Source organism: Streptomyces sp. NBC_01485 (genome assembly GCF_036227125.1).
GTDB lineage: Bacteria > Actinomycetota > Actinomycetes > Streptomycetales > Streptomycetaceae > Streptomyces.
Window position 1 is genome coordinate 6,293,523 of sequence record NZ_CP109435.1, and the last position, 16,038, is coordinate 6,309,560.

Genomic DNA, 16,038 nt, shown 5'->3' on the forward strand with positions numbered 1-16,038 from the left:
GACCCGCCCGAGCGTGCCGAAAGTTGTCCACAGGCAGGGGCATTCATCGTACAAATCCGTCGGACGAGGCAATCGTGACGGGAGAGATCGGAACCGAACCGCCCCGGAGTCGGGACTTCCCCCGTGTGCAGCGGGTAACGTCGGGGCGTGCCCGCCGACCCCCTGCACCGCGCCGGAAAGCCACAGCGCAGCACGACGAGCCAGCCGCCGAGCGGCTCGGGGGCGAGCGCGATCGAGGTCCGCAGAAGCGCCCGTCGACGTCGGACGGTCTCCGCGTACCGCGAGGGCGATCGCACCATCGTGCTCATCCCTGCCCGGATGTCCGAGGCGGAGGAGCAACGCTGGGTGAACGTCATGCTCGACAAACTCGCCGCCCAGGAGAGCCGGCGGGTGCCCGGCGACGCCGAGTTGGCCGAGCGGGCCGAGCGGCTGTCGGCCCAGTGCTTCGGCGGCCGGGCCCGGCCCACCTCGGTCCGCTGGGTGACCAACCAGAACACCCGCTGGGGCTCGTGCACACCCGCCGAGGGCAGCATCCGCCTGTCGCACCGCCTCAAGGGCATGCCCGAGTACGTCATCGACTACGTCCTCGCCCACGAGCTCGCGCATCTTCTCGTGCCCGGCCACGGCCCCGACTTCTGGCGGCTGCTGGAGGCGTACCCGCGCACCGAGCGCGCCCGCGGCTACCTGGAGGGTGTCGTCGCGGCCGAACGGCTGCCCGACGCGCGCGGGGAGTGACCTGCGGCGCGCGCGGAGTGAACCCGTCCGACAGCACGTGACGCCGGTTGTGTACCGGGTCTGTACCGACATCGTGCGTTGTCCGACTTTGCCGTTAGCCTGACGCGACGCACTCACACATCGGGATGGGGGACGGTCGTTACGCATGCCCAGGGAATTCCAACGCGGCCACAAGGCCAGGATCAGTGACCTCACCGCGGGCACCGATCTGTACGTAGGCGTGCAGATCGCCGGTCCCGGCCTGACCTTCGACATCAGCTGCTTCGGCCTCGACGCCGACGAGCGGCTCTCGGACGACAGGTACTTCGTCTTCTTCAACCAGCCGAAGTCGCCGGAGGAGTCCATCCAGCTCCTGGGTGCCCAGGCGGGCGACACGGAGTCCTTCCGCATCACCCTCGACCGGATCCCGCCGCAGATCCACAAGCTGTCGTTCACGGCGACCCTCGACGGCTCCGGGCAGATGTCGCAGATCGGCCCCGGCTACCTGCGCATCGTCGCGGGCGGCGAGGAAGTGGCCCGCTACGCGTTCAGCGGCTCGGAGTTCACAACCGAGCGGGCCGTGATGCTGGGCGACTTCTACCTCAAGGACGTGTGGCGGTTCGCGGCCGTCGGACAGGGCTTCGACGGCGGCCTGGACGCGCTGCTGAAGAACTTCGGCGGCGAGGTCGCCGAGGAGGAGGCGCCCGCCGCCCCGCAGCAGCCGCAGGCCGGCGCCGCCGCTCCCGGCTTCGCCCCGCCCGCCTTCGGCGCACCGTCCGTACCGGCCCCGGCCCCCGCACCGCAGCCGCAGCCCGCCGCGCAGGGCTTCGCGCCCCCGCCCGGCGCGACCCCGCCGCCCCCCGCCCCGGCGCCCGCGCCGTCGGTGCACGCCGCCCCGACCATCGTCGCGCCCCTGACCGTGCCCGGCGGCGGCCAGGTCCCGCCGCCCGCCCCGGCACCGGCCCCCTATGGACAACCGCCCCAGCAGCAGCCGTACGGCCAGGGCCACGCGCCGGCCGCGCCCCTGCCGCCGGGCTACGGCCAGCAGCCCCACGCCCCGCAGGCGCCGCCCGGCTACGGCCAGCAGCCGCCGTATGGGCAGGTCCCGGGCCAGCAGCCCTACGGCGTCCCGCAGGGCGCGCCCCAGGGCGGCGCCGGGGTGGCCGCCGCGCTCCAGCAGTTCAAGGAGACGCCCACGGGGCAGCGCTGGACGCAGCAGAACAAGAAGCTGATCCGCGTCGACCTCGGCATGGGCGGCCAGCCCGTGCTCGCCCGGCAGGGCAGCATGGTCCTCTACCAGGGCAAGGTCGACTTCAGCTACAAGGGCGCCGGGTTCGCAGGCCGGATCGTCGGCAACGCGACCGGCCAGGAGATGCAGCTCATGCGCTGCACCGGTCAGGGACAGGTCTTCCTCGCCGACAACTCCACGATGCTGCACCCCATCGAGCTCCAGGGCGACGGCATCTGCGTCTCCGCCGAGAACGTCCTCGCCTTCGACGAGAGCCTCCAGTACGAGGTCCGCCGCATCGAGGGCCACGGCATCCCCGGGGGCGCGCTGTTCACCATGCAGTTCCAGGGCACCGGCACGATCGTCGTGAAGACGCACGGCACGCCCGTCGTCCTGCCCGTCACGCCCACCACGTTCGCCGACTGCAACGCCGTCGTCGCCTGGTCGGCCGCCTCCCAGGTGGTCGTCTCCAGCCAGGTGCGGATGCGCCGCAACGCCTACCCCGGCGACACCGGCGAGAGCGTCAACCTCCAGTTCCGGGGCGCTCCCGGCAACTTCATCGTCGTCCAGCCGTACGAGGTCTGAGGGAGCCCGTCATGAACCAGCCGCTCGCGGGCTATGCCCCCGCACCCGTCACCGCGCGCATGGAGAACCACGGCAACCACATGCTGAAGGTCGCCATGCAGACGGGGAACGACCTCTTCGCGCGCGTGGGCTCGATGGTCGCCTACGAGGGCTTCGTCCAGTACGAGCCCAACCCGCCGGCCGTGCGCCAGATCGCCCGCGACTGGATGACCGGCGAGGGCGCGCCCCTCATGAAGTGCACCGGCGACGGCCTGCTCTACCTCGCGGACTACGGCGCCAACGTCGTCGTGATCAACCTCAACGGCGACGGCATCTCCGTCAACGCCACCAACCTGCTCGCCTTCGACGCGCACCTCACATGGGGCGTCGAACGCGTCAAGGGGCTCGCGAAGTTCGCCGGACAGGGCCTGTGGAACACCAAGATCTCCGGGCAGGGCTGGGTCGCGCTGACCTCCCGGGGCAAGCCGATCGTCGTCGACTGCGGCGGCGGTGAGGACGAGACCTACGTCGACCCCGACGCGCTCGTCGCCTGGTCGCCGAACCTCAAGGTGAAGGGCAAGCGCAGCTTCAAGGCGCAGTCGCTCATCGGCCGGGGCAGCGGCGAGGCCTACCAGATGGCCTTCTCCGGCCAGGGCATCGTCGTCGTCCAGCCCAGCGAGGACAGCACGGACCGCCTTCGGGTCCGGGGCTGAGGGGGAGCCAGAAACGCCATGCAGAGCTCACTTTTCGCGCACAACGACTCGCAGACCCAGGAACGCTGGAGCCTGCAGAACAAGCAGATGCTCCGCGTCACGCTGGAGGGCCACGACGACATCCTCGCCCGCAAGGGCACGATGGTCGCCTACCAGGGCCTGATGGAGTTCGACGCCGAGTACCAGAGCAACCAGCAGGGACGCGCGCGTGCGCACACGGGCGAGGGCCTGGACCTCATGCGCTGCCACGGGCAGGGCACGGTCTACCTCGCCAACCTCGCCCAGCACATCCACCTGATGGAGGTGGAGCAGGACGGGCTGACCGTGGACAGCAGCTACGTGCTGGCCATGGACTCCTCGCTGCACCACGAGGTCATCGCCGTCGACAGCCTGTACGGCATCTCCGGTTCCGGGAAGTACCAGCTCAACATCACCGGCCGCGGCAGGGTCGCCCTGATGACCTCGGGCGCGCCCCTGATGATGCAGGTCACGCCCGACAAGTATGTCAACTGCGACGCCGACGCGATCGTCGCCTGGTCCACCGGGCTGCGGGTGCAGATGCAGGCCCAGACGCACTCCTCCGGGGTGTGGCGCCGGCGCGGCAGCACCGGCGAGGGCTGGGAGCTCAGCTTCATGGGCGCCGGCTACGCGCTCGTCCAGCCCAGTGAGCTGCTGCCGCCGCAGAACGCCCAGATCGGCTCCGGTCTGGCCGCCCAGTACGGCATGGGGCAGCAAGGAATACGCGGGCAGAACCAGGGCAACGCCTGGAGCTGACCGTCCGGAAAGCAAACGTAAGGGGCGGCCACCTGGAGGTCGCCCCTTACCCGTTCCGGCTCACAGCCGCGCGCGGGTCGCTTCCAGCAGCAGTACGACCGACTCGTCGGCGACCTCCGCCACCTCGGCGTACGGGAACCAGCGCAGGTCCAGGGACTCGTCGCTGATGGCCTCCACGGCCCCCGCCGGCGCGAGCGCCGCGTACTGCACGTCGTAGTGCCAGGCGCACGGCGTGTGATGCCGGTCCAGGCGGACCGGGCCGCCGGGGAGCAGAGACAGCCCCGGGACGCCCGACTCCTCGGTCCCCTCCCGCAGGGCCGCGGCCGCCAGCGTCTCGTCGACCGGCTCGCAGTGGCCGCCCATCTGCAGCCACATGCGCAGCTTCTTGTGGAGCGTGAGCAGCACGCGCCCGTGCTCCGGGTCGATCACCAGCGCGCTCGCCGTGATGTGCCCGTCCCCGCAGGCCTTCCACATGCCGTCCGGATGCGCCCCGAGATGCTCCAGGTAGGTCTGGCGCAGTTCTTCCTGGCCCTCGTACCCCTTCAGGACGAGGACCGTGTCGTCGTACAGGCTCACTCGGTGTCGTCGCCCTTGGAGTCGGTCCCGTCGTCGTCCTTCTTCAGGTTCGGCTTCTCGTCGAGGCCGCCGCTCGCCGCCTCGCCGAGCATCTTGTCCAGCTCGGAGAAGTCCATGTGCTCGCGGTGCACGAAGCCGTCCGGGTCGTCCAGGTCGGAGGCCGTGGGCAGCATGTCCGGGTGGGCCCACAGGGCGTCACGGCCGTCGACCCCGCGCGCGTCCGTCAGCGAGGCCCACAGGCGGGACGCGTCGCGCAGGCGGCGCGGGCGCAGCTCCAGACCGATCAGCGTCGCGAACGTCTGCTCCGCCGGACCGCCCGTCGCGCGGCGGCGGCGCAGCGTCTCGCGCAGGGCGTCCGCGGACGTCAGGCGCGGCTTCGCAGCCGCGTGCACCACCGCGTCCACCCAGCCCTCGACGAGCGCCAGGGCCGTCTCCAGACGGGCCAGGGCGGCCTTCTGCTCCGGGGTGTCCTCCGGCTGGAACATGCCCTGCTGCAGCGCGTCCTGCAACTGCTCCGGGTTCTGCGGGTCGAACTGACCGACCACGTCCTCCAGCTTGGCCGTGTCGACCTTGATCCCGCGCGCGTAGCCCTCGACCGCGCCGAACAGGTGCGAGCGCAGCCACGGCACGTGCGCGAACAGGCGCTGGTGGGCGGCCTCGCGCAGCGCGAGGTAGAGCCGCACCTCGTCCTTCGCCACGCCCAGGTCCTTGCCGAACGCCTCGATGTTCACCGGCAGCAGCGCGGCACGCCCGGCCGGGCCGAGCGGCAGGCCGATGTCGGTCGAACCGACGACCTCGCCCGCGAGCACGCCCACGGCCTGCCCGATCTGCGAGCCGAACATCGCGCCGCCCATGGAGCGCATCATGCCGATCAGCGGGCCGGCCATGGCCTGCATCTCCTCCGGCAGGACGTCGCCCATGGCCGCGCCGACGCGCTCGGCGACCGGGTCGACGAGCTCCTTCCACGCGGGCAGGGTCGCCTCGACCCACTCCGCGCGGGACCACGCCACCGCCGAGCCGGCACCGGACGGCAGGGACGTCGCGTCGTCCAGCCACAGGTCGGCCAGGCGGACGGCGTCCTCGACCGCGGTGCGCTCGGTGGGGCCGACGCTCGCGTCCTTCGTGCCGTCGGAGGTGCCCTGGGAGACCGTCTGGCGGGCGATCTGCTTGGCCATGTCCCAGTTCACCGGGCCGCCCTCGTAGGAGAGCATCTGGCCCAGTTGCTGGAACGCGGCCCCCAGGTCGTTGGGGTTCAGCGAGCCGAACATCGCGGCGAGCGGATTGTCGGCACCCGGACCGCCCGGGCCGCCGAATCCTCCGGCACCGGGCAGCCCGCCGAAACCGAACGGGCTGGCCGGTCCCTGACCACCGCCGCTCTGCGGGTCCTTCTTCTTGCCCTCGTCGCCGTCTTCCGGCTCCTCCGGCGAAAGGCCGAATCCGAATGGGGTGTCACTCACGGGGTTCCTCGGCTGGTAAGGCCACCGGTTATCGGCCGGCGGCGACTGCCCTGCAACACCACCCAGCGTAGACACCCCGGCTCGATCGGGCCTCGGTGCTTCGCCGAGTCCTGGCCTGCGGCAGGATGGATGCCACTGGTACGTACGCGTCACTCGCGCCCGTATGCCAAGACAACCGCTGGAGACACCTGGTGAGTTCCCCAGATCCGCAGGTTCGCGCAGCGCGAAACCAATCAACCCCGGGCGGCGGGCGCGGGCCCGTAGTCGCCGTGACCGGCGCCGCCACCGGGGTCGGCGCACTGCTCACCGAGCGGCTCGCCGCGTCCGAGGAGGTCAAGCAGGTCGTCGCCATCGACGAGCGGCGGGGAGAGTGCGACGCGGCGCAGTGGCACATCCTCGACGTCCGCGACCCGGCGATCGCCGAGAAGCTGCGCGGGGCGGACGTCGTGGTCCACCTCGCGCTCGACCTCGACCTGGGGAGTGAGGCCGCCGCCCGGACGGCCTACAACGTGCGCGGTACGCAGACCGTGCTGACGGCCGCCGCGGCGGCCGGGGTGCACCGCGTCGTGCTGTGCACCTCCGCGATGGTCTACGGAGCACTGGAGGACAACGAGCTGCCGCTCGCGGAGGACGCCGAGCTGCGGGCGACGGCGGAGGCGACCGGCGTCGGCGACCTCCTGGAAATCGAACGGCTCGCCCGGCGTGCGCCCCGGGCGCATCCGGGGCTCAACGTCACCGTGGTGCGGCCCGCCGTGCTGGTCGGAGGCACGGACACGGCGCTGACGCGGTACTTCGAGTCGCCGCGGCTGCTGGTCGTCGCCGGGTCGCGGCCGGCCTGGCAGTTCTGCCACGTCGAGGACCTGGTGAGCGCTCTGGAGTACGCCGTCCTGGAGAAGGTCGACGGGGAGCTGGCCGTCGGCTGCGACGGGTGGCTGGAGCAGGAGGAGGTCGAGGAGCTCAGCGGGATCCGGCGGATGGAGCTGCCGTCGGCGGTCGCGCTGGGCGCCGCCGCGCGGTTGCACCGGATCGGGCTGACGCCGTCTCCGGCGGGCGATCTGGCGTACACGATGTACCCCTGGGTGGTGAGCGGGAGCCGGCTGCACGACGCGGGGTGGCGGCCGCAGTGGACCAACGAGGAGGTCCTTGCGGAGCTGCTGGCGGAGGTGTCCGGGCGGCACACGGTCGTCGGGCGGCGGCTGGGGCGGAAGGACGCGACGGCTGCGGGCGCGGCGGGCGCGACGGTCGCTCTGCTGGGTGCGGCGGCCGTGGTGCGGCGGGCTCGGAAGGCTCGGCGGCGGTGAGTGTCGTCCTGGTGCGGGTGGTGGGGGCGGACGAGATGCTTTTTCGCCCCCGCCGCCCCTACCCGTCCCACCCCTGGGGGCTGCCGCCCCCGGACCCCCGCTTCGGCTCCTGAAGGGCCTCGTCCTCACGCGCCGGACGGGCTGAAAGACAGAAACCTGACCGGCGCTGTGAATGGTTTCGGGGGTGCGGCACGATGGGGGTATGGCAGCCATCGACGAGCATCCCGGCGAGCGGGCGGCGCGGGATCCCATCAAGCTGATCGGCGTGCGTGACACCGCGCTCTCCCTGGACGAGGTCTTCAAGGCCGTCGGGGACGACGCGGCCGGCGGGACGGCGCTGTTCGTGGGCACCGTGCGCAACCACGACGGGGGCGCCGACGTCGACGCGCTCGGGTACTCCTGCCATCCCAGTGCCGAGGCGGAGATGCGGCGGATCGCGGAGAAGGTCGCCGCCGAGTACCCGGTGCGGGCGCTGGCCGCGGTGCACCGGGTCGGAGACCTCAGGGTCGGTGACCTCGCCGTCGTCGTCGCCGTGTCCTGTCCGCACCGCGGGGAGGCCTTCGAGGCCTGCCGGAAGCTGATCGACGACCTCAAGCACGAAGTGCCCATCTGGAAGCACCAGAGTTTCTCGGACGGCACAGATGAATGGGTCGGCGCTTAGCGCCGTCGTTGAGGGGTGGTGGTCGGGCGACGGGAGGGCGGGTCGGGGCCTGCTGAGCCCGCCACGCCCCGCCTGAGCCCGCCCCGCCACGCCCTGCGACCACCCGTCCGGTTGCGTAACCGGCCCCCTGCCGTGAGCGTTGTCAGTGTGGATGGTTAATCTGCTGATCAGTCAGTTGTGGTGGTTCGTAGGGGTTGGGAGGTCGGCATGGCGGCGCTCGCCTGGTTGTTGATTCCGCTTGTCGCCGCGATCGGCGCCGGTGTGTGGGGCGGTTGGGCCAACCGGACCCGCAAGTCCCGCAGCGACGGCCCCGAGCTGGACGGATACGCCCGCTTCCGGGCGGCCATGGAGAAGCCCCACTCGCGTACGTGACCCGGTCGGCAGCCCTGACGGTGCGCCGACAGAAGCGTCACGTACTGTCGAGACATGCCACGCCGCACCGCGACGATGCTCGCCTCCACCCTGATGCTGATCGCGCTCCTGTGCGCGGGAGTACTCATCCCCGTGCCGTACGCGGAGATGTCCCCGGGGCCGACGGTGAACACGCTCGGCGACCACGACGGCGAGCCCGTGCTGCAGATCGCCGGGCGCAAGACCTACGCGACCAGCGGCCACCTGAACATGACGACCGTGCGGGTCACCAGCGCCGACTACCGGATGAACCTCGTCGAGGCCGTCTACGGATGGCTCGCGCACGACAACAAGGTCGTGCCGCACGACACGCTGTACCCGGACGGCAAGACCGAGGAGCAGTCCACCCAGGAGAACGCCGAGGAGTTCAGCCAGTCCCAGGAGAGCGCCAAGGTCGCCGCCCTGAAGGAGCTGGACATCCCGGTGACGTCCCTGGTGATCGTCTCGACCGTCGTGAAGGGGTCCCCGGCGGAGGGCCGGCTGCACGCCGGTGACGTGATCAAGGCCGTGGACGGCACCGCGGTGAAGGAGCCGGGCGACGTCGCGAAGCTGGTGACCAAGCACCAGGCGGGGGAGAAAGTCGTCTTCCGCATCATCCCGGCGAAGGAGCAGGCGGCCGCCGAGAAGGCGCACAGGACGGCGACCAAGACCCAGGACGTCACCATCACCACCGCGACCTCCGCCGACACCGGTACGAAGCGGGCCATCGTCGGGATCTCGGCCGGGACCGACCACACGTACCCGTTCACCATCGACATCAAGCTCGCCGACGTCGGCGGGCCCAGCGCCGGTCTGATGTTCTCGCTGGGCATCTACGACAAGCTCACCCCGGGCAATCTCACCGGCGGCAAGTTCGTCGCCGGCACCGGGACCATCGACGACGCCGGCAAGGTCGGGCCGATCGGCGGCATCGAGCTGAAGACCGTCGGCGCGCGCAGTCAGGGCGCCCAGTACTTCCTGACGCCCGCGGACAACTGCGCCGCCGCCGCCAAGGACACCCCCTCGGGGCTCAGGCTCGTCAAGGTGAACACCATCGACGACGCCCTCACGGCCCTCAAGGACATCCGCAGCGGCGACACCGCCGACCTGCCCAAGTGCACGGCCAAGTAGAAGCAGCCGCGTAGTCCCGGAGAGCTACTCCGCGAACGTCACCGACAGCGCCTCCGCCAGGCCCGGTACCAGGCCCGCGCCCGTGAGGACCTCCGTCGGCGCGTCCTTCTCGCGCAGGCGCAGGGCCGAGTCGCGGGTGCCGTCGCGCAGGACGCCGACCGTCATCCGCACCTCCTGACGGTCGGGATGGGCCGCGACCCACTTCGTGAGCTTCGCCCCGCTCAGGCCCTGCGGGACCTGGGCCTCGGCGGACGGCGGCAGCATCAGACGCTCCACGGTGAGCGCGCAGCCGACCACCGCGTCGGGCCACGCGATCGTGGCGAGGAACTCGTCGAGCGGCTTGTCCGTTGGCACTTCGTCCTGCTCGATCGGGGTGAGACCGGTGGTCTCGGGCTCGTCCTGAAGGCCGAGCTGGGCGGCGAGCGACGGTTCCTGGGATCGCAGCCGAGCGGTGTCTACGAGGGCGAAAAGGCGGGCGGGCTGGTCCCAGCCGAGGCCGGAGGCGTACTCGTCGATCTCGAGTACGGCCCGGGTGAGCGGGCTCGCCGCCATGGGAGTGTTGGACATGGTCACAATCCTCTCTCGTTCCTCGCCGGAATCGGGAACCGAGTAAACCGTGAGTAAGTTGCATAGGTGTGGGCCCGCGATCACGGGGGGCCACGAACGGTCCACGAACACGCGGGCCTGACGGATCAACAGCGACTTTCGAGGTGCGCACCTTGGCTTTCCAGATGCCGGACCGCGGCGGAGGCCCCACGGGGCCGCGGATCAGAGTGGGCCGCCCGTCCCGGCGCGTCCGCACCCTGCTCATGACGCTGGGCGTCCTTGCCGTACTCGGCATGGCGTTCACCATGTTCGCCGGGTTCTGGACGGACTGGCTCTGGTACCGCTCCGTGAAGTACTCGTCGGTCTTCACCACCACGCTGTGGACCAAGATCGGGCTGTTCTTCGTCTTCGGTCTGCTGATGGCCCTCGCGGTCGGCTTCAACATCTGGCTGGCCCACCGGCTGCGGCCGCCGCTGAGCGCGATGTCCGTCGAGCAGCAGAGCCTCGACCGCTACCGCATGGGCATCGCGCCGTACAAGACGTGGCTGCTGCTCGGCATCACCGCCCTGGTCGGCCTCGTCGCCGGCGCCTCGGCGGCGGGCCAGTGGCGGACGTGGCTGATGTGGGTCAACGGTGTGTCCTTCGGCCAGAAGGACCCGCAGTTCCACCTCGACGTGTCCTTCTTCGCCTTCGACCTGCCCTGGTACCGGTTCCTGCTCGGCTTCGGCTTCGCCGCCACGATCCTCTCCCTGATCGCCGCCGCGCTCACCCACTACCTGTACGGCGGGCTGCGGGTCACCAGCCCGGGTGCGCGCGCCACCGCCGCGGCCACCGGCCACCTCTCGGTGCTGCTGGGCGTCTTCGTCGCGCTGAAGGCGGTCGCCTACTGGCTCGACCGCTACGGCCTGGCGGTGAAGTCCAGCGACTTCAAGGCGACGGACAACTGGACGGGCCTGCGGTACGTCGACGCCAACGCCTACCTGCCGGCCAAGACGATCCTGTTCTGCATCGCCGTCATCTGCGCGCTGCTGTTCTTCGCCACCCTGTGGCGGCGCACCTGGCAGCTGCCCGTGATCGGCTTCGGCCTGATGGTGCTCTCGGCGATCCTCATCGGCGGGCTGTACCCGGCGATCGTCCAGAAGTTCCAGGTCCAGCCGAACGAGCAGGCCAAGGAAGCCCCGTACGTCGAGAAGAACCTCAAGGCGACGCGCGAGGCGTACGGCATCGCCGGCGCGCAGGTCACCGAGTACTCGGGCACGAGCACCACCAAGGACAAGGCGACGCTGCGCGACGACGTCGACGCCACCGCGAGCATCCGCGTCCTGGACCCCAACATCGTCTCCCCGACCTTCCAGCAGCTCCAGCAGATGCGGAAGTACTACGCGTTCCCGACCAACCTGGACGTGGACCGCTACAACGTGAAGGGCACCGACGAGGACACGGTCATCGGTCTGCGCGAGCTGAACCTCGCGGGCGTGGACAAGCAGAACTGGATCAACAACCACTTCCGCTACACCCACGGCTACGGCGTGGTCGCCGCCAAGGGCACCACCTCAGACGCCGAGGGCCGTCCGGTCTTCACCGAGTCCAACCTGCCCTCCGTGGGCGACCTCGGCACGTACGAGCAGCGGGTCTACTACGGGGAGAAGACGACCACGTACTCGATCGTCGGCGGTCCCCAGAAGGAGATCGACTACTCCGACGACGCGGGGGAGAAGACCACCAGCTACACCGGCAAGAGCGGGATCAACCTCGCCAACCCGGTCAACCGGGCCGCGTACGCGGTGGCGTTCGGCGAGCCGCAGATCCTGTACTCCGGGGCCATCGGCGACGGTTCGCGGATCCTGTACAACCGCACGCCCAAGGAGCGCGTCGAGGCGGTCGCCCCGTGGCTGACCATCGACGGTGACGCCTACCCGGCCGTGGTCGACCACAAGATCCAGTGGATCGTCGACGCGTACACGACGACGAACGGATACCCGTACGCCTCCCGTACGACCCTCGGCGACACGACGGCCGACTCGCTGACGGCGACCAACGACAACCGTGCGGTGGTGGCCCAGCAGAACCAGGTCAACTACATCCGCAACTCGGTGAAGGCGACCGTCGACGCGTACACGGGCGACGTCAAGCTCTACCAGTGGGACACGAAGGACCCGGTCCTGAAGACCTGGATGAAGGCGTTCCCCGGCACGGTGAAGGCCAAGTCGTCCATCTCGGGCTCGCTGATGGCCCATCTCCGGTACCCGCAGGACCTGTTCAAGGTCCAGCGCGAACTGCTCACCCGCTACCACGTGAAGGACGCGACGACGTTCCTCAGCGGCAGCGAGGTGTGGCAGGTGCCGGACGACCCGTCCAACAAGTCGGGTGACGCGGTGCCGCCGTACTACCTGAGTATGAAGATGCCCGACCAGAAGGCGCAGGCGTTCTCGCTGACGACGACGTTCACGCCCAACGGCCGGGACAACCTCAGCGCGTTCATGGCGGTCGACTCCGAGGCGGGCACGCCCGACTACGGCAAGATCAGAGTGCTGAAACTGCCGACGAGCACGACCGTCGACGGACCCAAACAGGTCCAGAGCCAGTTCAACTCCGAACAGGACATCGCCGAGTCCATCAGGCTCCTGAAGGGCGGCGACTCCGACATCGAGTACGGCAACCTGCTGACGGTGCCGCTCGACGGGGGACTGCTCTACGTGGAGCCGGTCTATGTGCGCGGTGGCGGGCTCAAGTACCCGCTGCTGAAGAAGGTGTTGGTGACCTACGGCGGCAACACCGCCTTCGAGGACACCCTGGACGAGGCTCTCAACAAGGTCTTCGGCGCGGAGAGTACGACCCCGCCGCCGGCGGACGAGGGCGAAGGCACCACCCCACCGCCGACGTCGAGCAACCCGACGGTCCGGGAGGCGCTGGCCGACGCCCAGAAGGCCTTCGAGGCCGGCCAGGAGGCTCTGAAGAAGCCCGACTGGGACGCGTACGCCAAGGCGCAGAAGGATCTCGAAGCCGCGCTGAAGCGGGCCGAGGACGCGCAGGCCAAGGCAGACAAGGGCGTCAAGGCCAGCAGCACGCCGAGCCCGAGCAGTTCGGCGAGTCCGAGCGGCGGGTCCGGGAGCAGCCCTGGCAGCGGCTCCACAAGTGCCCCTGGCGGTAAGGCCAGTGGCAGTCCGAGTCCCAGTCCAAGCAGCGGCTGATCATGTTCGCCCCGCGTCGTGGTACGGTAGTGGAACACGACGCGGGGTGGAGCAGCTCGGTAGCTCGCTGGGCTCATAACCCAGAGGTCGCAGGTTCAAATCCTGTCCCCGCTACTGAAAACGAAGGCCCGGATCCGGAAACGGATCCGGGCCTTCGTGATGTGCGAACGCATGTGCCGACGAGAGTGATGCCCGCGCCGCTGTGGGGAGTTGGGCTATCTGTGTTTGACTTGTCTCTCTGTGGGCATGTCGACAAAACGCTGAAGTGACCTTACGGGCCGCGGTATACCAGGTGTACCCGGGTTGCGGGTGGTGCGACGATGGACGTTATGGGGGACAAGGCAACTCTGTTCGAGACAGGGCGATTTGTGCAGCCTTCCGGTGAGGAAGCGACCCCGGACGAGAGCCGGGACGAGACGGCGGACGCCGTCGAGACGGGGGAGGCCGTCGAGGAGATGCGCCTGCGGCTCGCGGCGGAAGCCGGCGACGCCGAGGCCATGAGCGTCCTCGGGGCCATGCTGCTGCGCCGCGGCGACCTCGACGGAGCCGAACCCCATCTGCGTGCCGCCACCGGCGAGGGCGACCGGGCCGCCGCCAACAACCTGGGTGTCCTCCTTCATCAGCGCGGCTACCCCGACGATGCGGCCGGCTGGTGGCGGGTCGCCGCCGTCGCCGGCTCCGCCGCCGCCGCGCACGCGCTGGGCCGCCACTGCCGCGAGTGCGGGGACGAGCCGGCCGCCGAGTACTGGCTGCGCCAGGCCGCCGAGCAAGGGCACGCGCTGGGCGCGTACGCCCTCGCCGACCTGCTGGAGCACCGTGCGGACCCCGGGGCCGAGCAGTGGATGCGGGCCGCCGCCGAGCGGGGGCACCGGGAGGCCGCGTACCGGCTGGCACGCGCGCTGGATCACAAGGAGTTCGACGAACACCAGGAGTACCTGGAGGGCGAGGAGCGCAAAGAGTACAAGGAGCACAAGACGGGCGTGGGGCGTGCGGGGCGCGGGGGTCCGCTCGCGGACGGCGGCGCGCGCGGGCGTGGGCATGACAACGGTGTCATCGTGCGGGCGGAGGCCGAGCAGTGGTACCGCCAGGCCGCCGCGCGCGGGCACCGGCGGGCCGCGCTGCACCTCGGGACGATCCTGGAGAAGCGGGGCGAACTGAAGGAGGCCGGGCGCTGGTACCTGACGTCCGCCAAGGACGGCGAGGCGCGGGCCGCCTGCGCGCTCGGGTTCCTGCTGCGCGACGCCGGCGACACCGAGAACGCCGCCATCTGGTGGCTGCGGGCCGCACAGGACGGCGACGGCAACGCCGCGAACGCCCTGGGCGCGCTGCACGCCGAGCGCGGCCAGACCCAGACCGCCGAGCGGTGGTACCGGGCCGCGATGGACGCCGGTGACGACAACGGCGCGTACAACCTCGCCCTGCTCTGCGCCGAGCAGGGCCGCACCGCGCAGGCCGAGCAGTGGTACCGGCGCGCCGCCTACGCCGGGCACCGGGAGGCGGCCAACGCGCTCGCCATCCTGCTGCTCCAGGGCGGTGACACGGCCGGGGCCGAGCCGTGGTTCTCCAAGGCCGCGGAGGCGGGGAGTGTCGACGCCGCGTTCAACCTCGGGATCCTGTTCGCGGGGCGCGGCGAGGACGGCGTCGCGCTGCGCTGGTACGAGCGGGCGGCGGCCGCCGGGCACACCGAGGCGGCGCTGCAGGTCGGCATCGCGCGCCTGCGGGACGGGGACGAGCAGGAGGCCGAACGGCATCTGCGGTGCTCCGCCGGCGGGGGGAGCGCGGAGGCCGCGTACCGGCTGGCGGCCGTGCTCGACGCGCGGCGGCCGCCGCAGCCCGCGCATGAGCTCGGGGAGACCGTGCACGAGAAGACCGAGTGCGAGGAGTGGTACGAGCGGGCCGCGACGCAGGGGCATCGGCGGGCGCAGGTGCGGGTCGGGATGCTGGCCGCGGCGCGGGGTGACGTGGTGGAGGCGGCGCGGTGGTACCGGACGGCCGCGGAGGCCGGGTCGCGCAACGGTGCCTTCAATCTCGGGTTGCTGCTCGTGCGGGAGGGGAGTGAGCCCGAGGCTGCCGTGTGGTGGACGCGGGCGGCTGACGCCGGGCACGGGCGGGCGGCGTTGCGGCTGGCCCTCGTCTATGCGCGTCGGGGGGAGCTGGCGGAGGGGCAGCGGTGGGCGGATCGGGCGGTGTCGCTCGGGCCGCGGGAGGTTGCCGAGCGGGCGGCTCGGTTGCGGGACGCGCTGCGGGAAGAGCTGTCTGCGTGACGCTGCGCTTTGCTTTGGCGGTGAGTTGTGGTTTGCGGGGGTGAGTGGCGCTCGGTGATGTAGTCCCGTCGCCTCTGGGGGCTGCCGCCCCCAGACCCCCGCTGTCGGCCCTTAAGGGGCCTCGTCCTCAAGCGCCGGACGGGCTGGAATGCGCCGACCGGCGTCGAGACGGGCGCCCCCCGGAGAAGGCCGTCCCCTCGGGTGGGTGAGGTTCGGCGCGGCAGTGGCCCTGTCCTCAAAGCGCCGGGCGGGCTGGAAGGCGTGGACCGGTGTTGAGGAGGTTGTTCCCGCCGGGAAGGCGCCCCCCCTCGGGTGGGTGAGGGGCCGCTGGCCTGCGGGAACGGGGCTAGGGGGTATTGATTTGCCTTCCGCCTTTCCCTTCGCGTAGTGTTGCATTCATCGACGCGGGGTGGAGCAGCTCGGTAGCTCGCTGGGCTCATAACCCAGAGGTCGCAGGTTCAAATCCTGTCCCCGCTACTGAAGGCCGAGGGCCGGAATCCGAAAGGGTTCCGGCCCTTAGTCGTGTGT

The 16,038-nt window shown here is 70.8% G+C and carries 13 protein-coding genes and 2 tRNA genes; 12 read left to right on the plus strand and 3 right to left on the minus strand.

Translation table 11 applies throughout. The annotated features are described in order from the left end of the window. Window positions 1-147 precede the first annotated feature (147 nt). From OG352_RS28570 to OG352_RS28585, 4 genes are all read left to right on the plus strand, one after another. Window positions 148-735 carry a M48 metallopeptidase family protein gene (locus tag OG352_RS28570; RefSeq protein ID WP_329220846.1) on the plus strand — a complete coding sequence of 196 codons (588 nt, stop codon included), beginning with the start codon at window positions 148-150 and terminating at the stop codon, window positions 733-735. A 145-nt stretch (window positions 736-880) separates the two neighbouring features. After that, the gene (locus OG352_RS28575; protein ID WP_329220847.1) at window positions 881-2,527 is read left to right on the plus strand and encodes a TerD family protein; all 1,647 of its coding nucleotides are present in this window, start codon (window positions 881-883) and stop codon (window positions 2,525-2,527) included. 11 nt (window positions 2,528-2,538) lie between these two features. Continuing rightward, complete coding sequence (locus OG352_RS28580; protein ID WP_079659796.1) at window positions 2,539-3,219, plus strand: AIM24 family protein; 681 nt, start codon at window positions 2,539-2,541, stop codon at window positions 3,217-3,219. Between the two features lie 18 nt (window positions 3,220-3,237). Further along, a complete protein-coding gene (locus OG352_RS28585; protein WP_329220848.1) occupies window positions 3,238-3,993 on the plus strand; it encodes an AIM24 family protein in 756 nt (251 codons plus the stop codon). Window positions 3,994-4,053: 60 nt separating this feature from the next. On the opposite strand, the gene OG352_RS28590 is transcribed toward OG352_RS28585, so the two are convergent. Both OG352_RS28590 and OG352_RS28595 read right to left on the minus strand, forming a co-directional pair. Next, a complete protein-coding gene (locus OG352_RS28590) occupies window positions 4,054-4,569 on the minus strand; it encodes an NUDIX hydrolase (protein ID WP_329220850.1) in 516 nt (171 codons plus the stop codon). Then, the gene (locus OG352_RS28595) at window positions 4,566-6,026 is read right to left on the minus strand and encodes a zinc-dependent metalloprotease (RefSeq protein WP_329220851.1); all 1,461 of its coding nucleotides are present in this window, start codon (window positions 6,024-6,026) and stop codon (window positions 4,566-4,568) included. Before OG352_RS28595 ends, OG352_RS28590 begins: the two co-directional genes overlap by 4 nt. 191 nt (window positions 6,027-6,217) lie before the next feature. On the opposite strand from OG352_RS28595, the gene OG352_RS28600 reads away from it, so the two are divergent. The 4 genes from OG352_RS28600 to OG352_RS28615 all read left to right on the plus strand — a co-directional run bounded on the left by OG352_RS28600 (window position 6,218) and on the right by OG352_RS28615 (window position 9,509). Beyond that, window positions 6,218-7,327 (plus strand): SDR family oxidoreductase, encoded by a 1,110-nt coding sequence (locus OG352_RS28600; protein ID WP_329220853.1) that lies wholly within the window; start codon window positions 6,218-6,220, stop codon window positions 7,325-7,327. Between the two features lie 202 nt (window positions 7,328-7,529). After that, window positions 7,530-7,988 carry a molybdenum cofactor biosynthesis protein MoaE gene (locus OG352_RS28605; RefSeq protein ID WP_329220855.1) on the plus strand — a complete coding sequence of 153 codons (459 nt, stop codon included), beginning with the start codon at window positions 7,530-7,532 and terminating at the stop codon, window positions 7,986-7,988. Between the two features lie 207 nt (window positions 7,989-8,195). Then, window positions 8,196-8,360, plus strand: a complete 165-nt coding sequence (locus OG352_RS28610; RefSeq protein WP_329220857.1) for a hypothetical protein — start codon at window positions 8,196-8,198, stop codon at window positions 8,358-8,360. 54 nt (window positions 8,361-8,414) lie between these two features. Beyond that, window positions 8,415-9,509, plus strand: a complete 1,095-nt coding sequence (locus tag OG352_RS28615) for a YlbL family protein (protein ID WP_329220859.1) — start codon at window positions 8,415-8,417, stop codon at window positions 9,507-9,509. A 24-nt stretch (window positions 9,510-9,533) separates the two neighbouring features. On the opposite strand, the gene OG352_RS28620 is transcribed toward OG352_RS28615, so the two are convergent. Then, window positions 9,534-10,076, minus strand: coding sequence for a PPA1309 family protein (locus OG352_RS28620; RefSeq protein ID WP_329220861.1), 543 nt, complete (start codon window positions 10,074-10,076; stop codon window positions 9,534-9,536). Window positions 10,077-10,240: 164 nt separating this feature from the next. Here OG352_RS28620 and OG352_RS28625 point away from each other — a divergent pair, with 164 nt between their 5' ends. The 4 genes from OG352_RS28625 to OG352_RS28640 all read left to right on the plus strand — a co-directional run bounded on the left by OG352_RS28625 (window position 10,241) and on the right by OG352_RS28640 (window position 15,987). After that, entirely contained in the window at window positions 10,241-13,246 is a 3,006-nt protein-coding gene (locus OG352_RS28625) for a UPF0182 family membrane protein (RefSeq protein ID WP_329224002.1), read from the plus strand. 40 nt (window positions 13,247-13,286) lie between these two features. Beyond that, window positions 13,287-13,360, plus strand: a tRNA-Met gene (locus OG352_RS28630). A 206-nt stretch (window positions 13,361-13,566) separates the two neighbouring features. Further along, window positions 13,567-15,510, plus strand: coding sequence for a tetratricopeptide repeat protein (locus tag OG352_RS28635; protein WP_329220863.1), 1,944 nt, complete (start codon window positions 13,567-13,569; stop codon window positions 15,508-15,510). A 403-nt stretch (window positions 15,511-15,913) separates the two neighbouring features. Beyond that, window positions 15,914-15,987 (plus strand) — tRNA-Met (locus OG352_RS28640). Window positions 15,988-16,038: the final 51 nt, after the last annotated feature.

What these genes read in the sequence shown, in the direction of transcription:
- OG352_RS28615 (WP_329220859.1), top strand. Translation starts at nt 8,415, where the DNA reads ATGCCACGCCGCACCGCGACGATGCTCGCCTCCACCCTGATGCTGATC.
- OG352_RS28625 (WP_329224002.1), top strand. Translation starts at nt 10,241, where the DNA reads ATGCCGGACCGCGGCGGAGGCCCCACGGGGCCGCGGATCAGAGTGGGC.
- OG352_RS28575 (WP_329220847.1), top strand. Translation starts at nt 881, where the DNA reads ATGCCCAGGGAATTCCAACGCGGCCACAAGGCCAGGATCAGTGACCTC.
- OG352_RS28635 (WP_329220863.1), top strand. Translation starts at nt 13,567, where the DNA reads ATGGACGTTATGGGGGACAAGGCAACTCTGTTCGAGACAGGGCGATTT.
- OG352_RS28610 (WP_329220857.1), top strand. Translation starts at nt 8,196, where the DNA reads ATGGCGGCGCTCGCCTGGTTGTTGATTCCGCTTGTCGCCGCGATCGGC.
- OG352_RS28580 (WP_079659796.1), top strand. Translation starts at nt 2,539, where the DNA reads ATGAACCAGCCGCTCGCGGGCTATGCCCCCGCACCCGTCACCGCGCGC.
- OG352_RS28605 (WP_329220855.1), top strand. Translation starts at nt 7,530, where the DNA reads ATGGCAGCCATCGACGAGCATCCCGGCGAGCGGGCGGCGCGGGATCCC.
- OG352_RS28585 (WP_329220848.1), top strand. Translation starts at nt 3,238, where the DNA reads ATGCAGAGCTCACTTTTCGCGCACAACGACTCGCAGACCCAGGAACGC.
- OG352_RS28620 (WP_329220861.1), bottom strand. Translation starts at nt 10,076, where the DNA reads ATGTCCAACACTCCCATGGCGGCGAGCCCGCTCACCCGGGCCGTACTC.